The 5,071-nt window shown below is 34.3% G+C and carries 7 protein-coding genes; all 7 read left to right on the forward strand.

Annotated elements, in window-relative coordinates; all coding sequences use genetic code 11:
* Positions 1-1,310: VENN motif pre-toxin domain-containing protein (locus GQ596_RS10820; RefSeq protein ID WP_202113804.1), on the forward strand; the 1,310-nt coding region annotated here is incomplete at its 5' end.
* Positions 1,310-1,807 (forward strand): contact-dependent growth inhibition system immunity protein, encoded by a 498-nt coding sequence (locus GQ596_RS10825; RefSeq protein ID WP_160401738.1) that lies wholly within the window; start codon positions 1,310-1,312, stop codon positions 1,805-1,807. The genes GQ596_RS10820 and GQ596_RS10825, both read left to right, overlap by 1 nt.
* A 387-nt stretch (positions 1,808-2,194) precedes the next feature.
* Positions 2,195-3,148 (forward strand): VENN motif pre-toxin domain-containing protein, encoded by a 954-nt coding sequence (locus GQ596_RS10830; protein WP_160401739.1) that lies wholly within the window; start codon positions 2,195-2,197, stop codon positions 3,146-3,148.
* Between the two features lie 80 nt (positions 3,149-3,228).
* Positions 3,229-3,498, forward strand: a complete 270-nt coding sequence (locus GQ596_RS10835; RefSeq protein WP_160401740.1) for a hypothetical protein — start codon at positions 3,229-3,231, stop codon at positions 3,496-3,498.
* 12 nt (positions 3,499-3,510) lie between these two features.
* Complete coding sequence (locus tag GQ596_RS10840) at positions 3,511-3,792, forward strand: hypothetical protein (protein ID WP_160401741.1); 282 nt, start codon at positions 3,511-3,513, stop codon at positions 3,790-3,792.
* Entirely contained in the window at positions 3,789-4,304 is a 516-nt protein-coding gene (locus GQ596_RS10845) for an O-acetyl-ADP-ribose deacetylase (RefSeq protein WP_160401742.1), read from the forward strand. The genes GQ596_RS10840 and GQ596_RS10845 overlap by 4 nt, the downstream gene beginning before the upstream one ends.
* A gap of 403 nt (positions 4,305-4,707) precedes the next feature.
* Positions 4,708-4,974 carry a hypothetical protein gene (locus GQ596_RS10850; RefSeq protein WP_065626446.1) on the forward strand — a complete coding sequence of 89 codons (267 nt, stop codon included), beginning with the start codon at positions 4,708-4,710 and terminating at the stop codon, positions 4,972-4,974.
* The last annotated feature ends 97 nt before the right edge of the window (positions 4,975-5,071 follow it).

Here is a 5,071-nt window from a genome sequence, read left to right on the forward strand (position 1 = left end):
AGCTAGCGTCAAAAGTTATCTTAGATAACCTCTATGGTGGAAAAGACATCAAAGACCTCACTGAAGCTGAAAAACAAAACATCAGCGCCTTAACCCAATTAGTGATGGGGTTATCAACCGCAGTAAGTGGCGGCGATGCAGGAGACATCAATACCTCGATAGCGGCGAGTAAGAATGCGGTTGAGAATAACTTCTTAACTACGAAAGATATTGAAGAAGCAGATAAAAAATATGCGGCTTGTAAGGGAGATAAAGAATGCCAAATGCAAGTTGTTAAAGAAACAAATGAATTAAGCAAGAAAAATGATCTTGAATTACAAGAATTGATTAACCAACTCAATAATGAAATGGCTGTTGAAATGCGTGAAGCCGTTCAATATTGTGCAGGAGATATGCAATGTCAGAAAGAAGAATATGATAGAATAAAGCAAGAATTTAATGATAAATTTAATTCATATAGAGAGTTAGTTTTAGACGGAACCGATTGGCAAAAAATAGAAACGCAATACTATCCTGATAACACGAAAATAGAAGCGCTTTGGGAAGGAATTAAAGAAGCGCCCGGTAAATGGGTTGATGGAGTCATTGATAGTGCAGATAAAGCAATAAGATATATTGATGATAATACGTTAAATCAAATAGGTAATGATGCTTGGGAATTTGGTAAAAAAATTGCTCAAATTCCAAGGGAATGGCTTAATAAAGAAATACCAGCGGATTCATTTGAAACAGCATTAACTGAACTAGGTAGCATGACAGCCCATGATGTAGGAGAGGCGACATTCTATAATGTGGCAGGAGTTGCTACGGCATCATTAGGTGGCAAAACGATACAATGGATTGGTGGCAAATGGGTTAAAGTTGAAGGTATAACTAAACCAGTGTCTAGAGCAGAAACCGGTATAAAATGGGGTGAAGGAATAAAAGGGCAAGGTATGCCTTGGGAAGATTTTGTAGGTCAAGAGCTTCCTGCTGGTTCGCGACTACCGCCAAACTTTAAAACATTTGATTACTATGATGAGGTAACAAAAAAAGCCGTTAGTGTCAAAACACTAGACACGACAACTCCTGCAAAATTGGCAAATCCAAAGCAAATTTATAATACATTAAAAAAGAATATTGATGCGGCAGCGGATTTTACACAACATCGATTAGGAAAAACTACTGTATCAAGTACAGATATTAGCCGTCGAGAAATTCGTTTAGCTGTACCTGCTACAACTAATAAAGTACAATGGCAACAAATTCATAGAGCTATTGACTATGGTAAAAGTCGAGGGGTCAAAGTAATCGTAACAGAGGTGAGATAATGGATTTTACTAAACAAGAATGGTTTTATGCGGTAGCATATCAAAACCAAGATTTTATATATATTGAAACTTTTTCAGGTTATGGTAGAAAAACAGCAGATCCTGATGGAGTTCAAATTTTATTGCCACCAGATGCATCTAATGAAGATTTAGGTAAAGCCACTTTAGCAGCTTTATCGAAAAGTCGAATAATCGATATCAGTGAAATTGCAACTTTTTTTGATCTGGATAAGACCATGAAAAATTATAACGATTGGGTTGCGGATTTGATGAGCAAATATGGTTATAAAACTAAACGCGCTTTATTTAAAAACATGATGAGTTCGGATATCGAGATTAGAAATGGTGTATTAACGATATATCCCAGTCATCACGAAAAGCTTGAGGGATGGGGAAGGGACGGTTTTACAGATGATGACAATGTTGTTTTACCAATTAATAGTACGGCAGAAGAAATTGGTGCAGGATTAAGACTTGCTTTTAGTCGTTGCCGTTAATTGTAGTAGCTCAAACTTAACCCGACAATTCTAACACTATCTTACTTAGTGTGTTCGTTATTAAAAAGTGGCAGTTAATTCTGTCACTAAACGCTATAATTAATTTTTTAATTATTAATTTTGGCTTAACACCACTTTTTAATCATTATTATTTCTATGTGCTTTTGTAATAAATAAAACCTATTTGCTGTATTGCTCATGGTGTCATATATCCCTCTATTCAAAACATAAAAAACACATTAACTCACTATTTTTACTTACAAAAAATCGGTCAGGAAAGGTATTGATTTTATTGAGGTTTTTTGTGTTTTTTTGCAATAGCAAAAGTGGTTTTAACATCAAGGTAGGCAGCAACAAAAAATCTACGAAGACGCCTACAAAGAATCGATGAATCAAGGCATGTCAGCGATGGGCAGTAGCACCCGCCAAGGCATTGACATGGCGGTTAGTATCATCAACGGCTTAATCAGTGGTGACATGACAGGGGCAGCTGCAGGGGCACTTGCGCCAAAAAGTGCGACTATTATCAAACAACAGACCGAAGGAAACACCGTTGCCAACACCGTCAGCCATGCGATACTCGGTGCGGTGGTAGCCGAGCTGCAAGGCAACTCCGCACTTGCAGGTGGCTTGAGCGCTGCAGCTAGTGAACGCGGTGCTGAAGTGATTGCGGGTATCCTTTACCCTGATAAAGACATCAAAGACCTAAGCCAAGAAGAAAGGCAACAAATCAGTGCCCTATCACAACTAGCGACAGGTCTTGCGATAGCCGCTGCCGGTGGTGATATTCAGGATGTCAATACTGGCGTTGCGGCAGGAAAAAATGCGGTTGAGAATAATTCGTTGCTTGGTGATTGGTTTCGTGAAAAACATAAAAACAGTGCTGAATACTGGAAAACTGAAATTAGAGAAAAAATTGGTGAAAATACAGTATCACAAATTCTTAATGGGATATTGATATCATATGGTGATACTGTTGATTTTGGTGCTGCTGTAGCAGATACTGGATTAGATGCTATACTTGCATTAGGAAGTTGTACAGTTGGGGTATCTTATTGCGATACGGCATTAGATGATTTAAAGAAAACTAATAAAACAGCATCAGATGCAATGATTTCATTAATCAATGGTGACACGTGGGATCATGTTCGTGATGTTTTTGCTAAAGCACAAAAAGGAGATCAACGATCACTAGAAGAAGTGGCTTCAATTTTAACCAGTGTATTAGCACCATCGAAATTAGCAGGAAACACCGGAAAGGTTGTTAATAAGATTGATGATATTGTTCCACCTAAAGCTGGAAAGGGGGGAATAGTGTCAATAATATTGGTTCTTCGCTAAAACTAGGTGAAACACAAATAATTAATGAAATAAGTTTTACAAGAGTTGGACGATGGATGTCCCCTCAAGAGCTCGCACAAATGCAAAGTACAGGAAAAATTGTTCAAGGTGGAGGGGGACAAACATTTATCTCTATTAATGGAGTTAATGATTTTAAAGGTGCAGCTGCAAAAGGTTCAGTTTATGTAGAATTCGATGTCCCAACTAGAAGCTTAATTAAAGGAGGTAAAGAAGGATGGTATAAAATGTTAGGTCCTGATGCAAAACCTTCACAAAAACACCTTTTAAATAAACAAGGTGGAACTTTGACACCAAATGTAAGTAATATTAAAGTAGTTGACAAAAAATAGAAGATATAAAATATGAATATAAATTATTTTAAAAAAGAATTGGCGCCTAGATTAAAAAATTATAAATTAACTTATAGTTCATATCCCAATGGGGATTTTGGTTCTCTGGAACGAGTTGTCATAGAAGGAAATAATAAAATTGCTGGTATTGATTTTTGGTCTAAAGGTTGGCTAGATATTGATATTTATGATTTAGTTTTAGATGATCAAATAATGAATATCTTGTTGGATCCTTCTGAAAGAATAGAACAAAATAATGCTATTCTAAAATTTATAGAAACACTTTTAAAATGAAAAATAAAATTGAAATTATACATGGTGATATTACTAAAATCACTGTTGACGCTATTGTAAACGCAGCAAATAGTTCTCTACTAGGTGGAAGTGGTGTTGATGGAGCTATCCATCGTATAGGAGGTAAACAAATTTTAGAAGGGTGTCAAAAGATACGCTCTAAACAAGGTGGTTGTAAAGTTGGCAATGCTGTTATTACGACTGCTGGAAATTTACCGGCACAATTTGTGATTCATACGGTAGGACCTCGTTGGAATGGAGGAGATAATAATGAGGTTCAATTATTAAAAAACTGTTATTTGAATTGCTTTAAACTTGCTTATGAAAATAATATAACCACTATTTCATTCCCTAATATAAGTACAGGCATTTACAAATTTCCAAAAGATAAAGCTGCTGAAATAGCATTACAACTAATTAAATTTAGTTTATTTAAATATCATAATTTAAAAAAAATAAATATTGTATGCTATGAAATTGATAACTATAAAATTTATTCTTCATTAATGTAATAATTTTTAAAATGATAATAAGTGATCATATAATTAAGCACATTACACTTATGTTACAGATTTATAAACATCTTAAATTTAGTGTATTTACCAATTAAAGGTGACATTAAATCTTGTCACTAACTTCTATAATTCATTTTTTAAATTATTAATTTTGGTTTAGCACCAATTTTTAGCCTCTATTGTTTTCATGCACCATTGGAAAATATACAGAAAAAGGACTACGTCCAATCTTTAATCCAGCAGCAAATAAATATATTCATGAAACAAATAAAGGTTTTTTAGGAATAACAGGGCATTATACAGAAAGCTCAATTCCTGCTTGGGGGGGGAGGCTTATTTGATTCTGTAATAAGCACAGGTTCTGAAAAAATTATTCAGACACAAACTAAGAGTAATAATAATGAAAAAAAATAGAAAATATGTAGCACTCTTCTATTTGACAGTTGGTACTCCTTTTGTGCTTTTTTGCGCACAGGTATTATTTTATTTAATGATTTCAATAGTCATTATGGCTATTGAACAAAGTGATTTAAAGTTTTTTATTGAATTTATAAAAGAATATATATATACAATTTTTAAACTTTCTTGCTTTGTAGGTATTTTATCTGGAGCTATCATCTGGTATGCGGAATGTCGTCGCTATGGAATTAAAATATTTGGTAAATAATATTATCCTAGTTTTAATGCTGGGATTTTACCCTATCCAAAATTTTGTATATTTGTTATTTAAAGATAGTAGTTAATTCTGTGACTAAATTCTTAAC

Origin of the sequence: Gilliamella sp. Pra-s60, from assembly GCF_009795755.1 — a bacterium.
Taxonomy (GTDB): Bacteria; Pseudomonadota; Gammaproteobacteria; order Enterobacterales; family Orbaceae; genus Gilliamella.

Bases quoted from the DNA above. Each gene is read 5' to 3' on its own strand.
- GQ596_RS10830 (WP_160401739.1), top strand. From the start codon at position 2,195: ATGAATCAAGGCATGTCAGCGATGGGCAGTAGCACCCGCCAAGGCATT.
- GQ596_RS10835 (WP_160401740.1), top strand. From the start codon at position 3,229: ATGCAAAGTACAGGAAAAATTGTTCAAGGTGGAGGGGGACAAACATTT.
- GQ596_RS10825 (WP_160401738.1), top strand. From the start codon at position 1,310: ATGGATTTTACTAAACAAGAATGGTTTTATGCGGTAGCATATCAAAAC.
- GQ596_RS10850 (WP_065626446.1), top strand. From the start codon at position 4,708: ATGAAAAAAAATAGAAAATATGTAGCACTCTTCTATTTGACAGTTGGT.
- GQ596_RS10840 (WP_160401741.1), top strand. From the start codon at position 3,511: ATGAATATAAATTATTTTAAAAAAGAATTGGCGCCTAGATTAAAAAAT.
- GQ596_RS10845 (WP_160401742.1), top strand. From the start codon at position 3,789: ATGAAAAATAAAATTGAAATTATACATGGTGATATTACTAAAATCACT.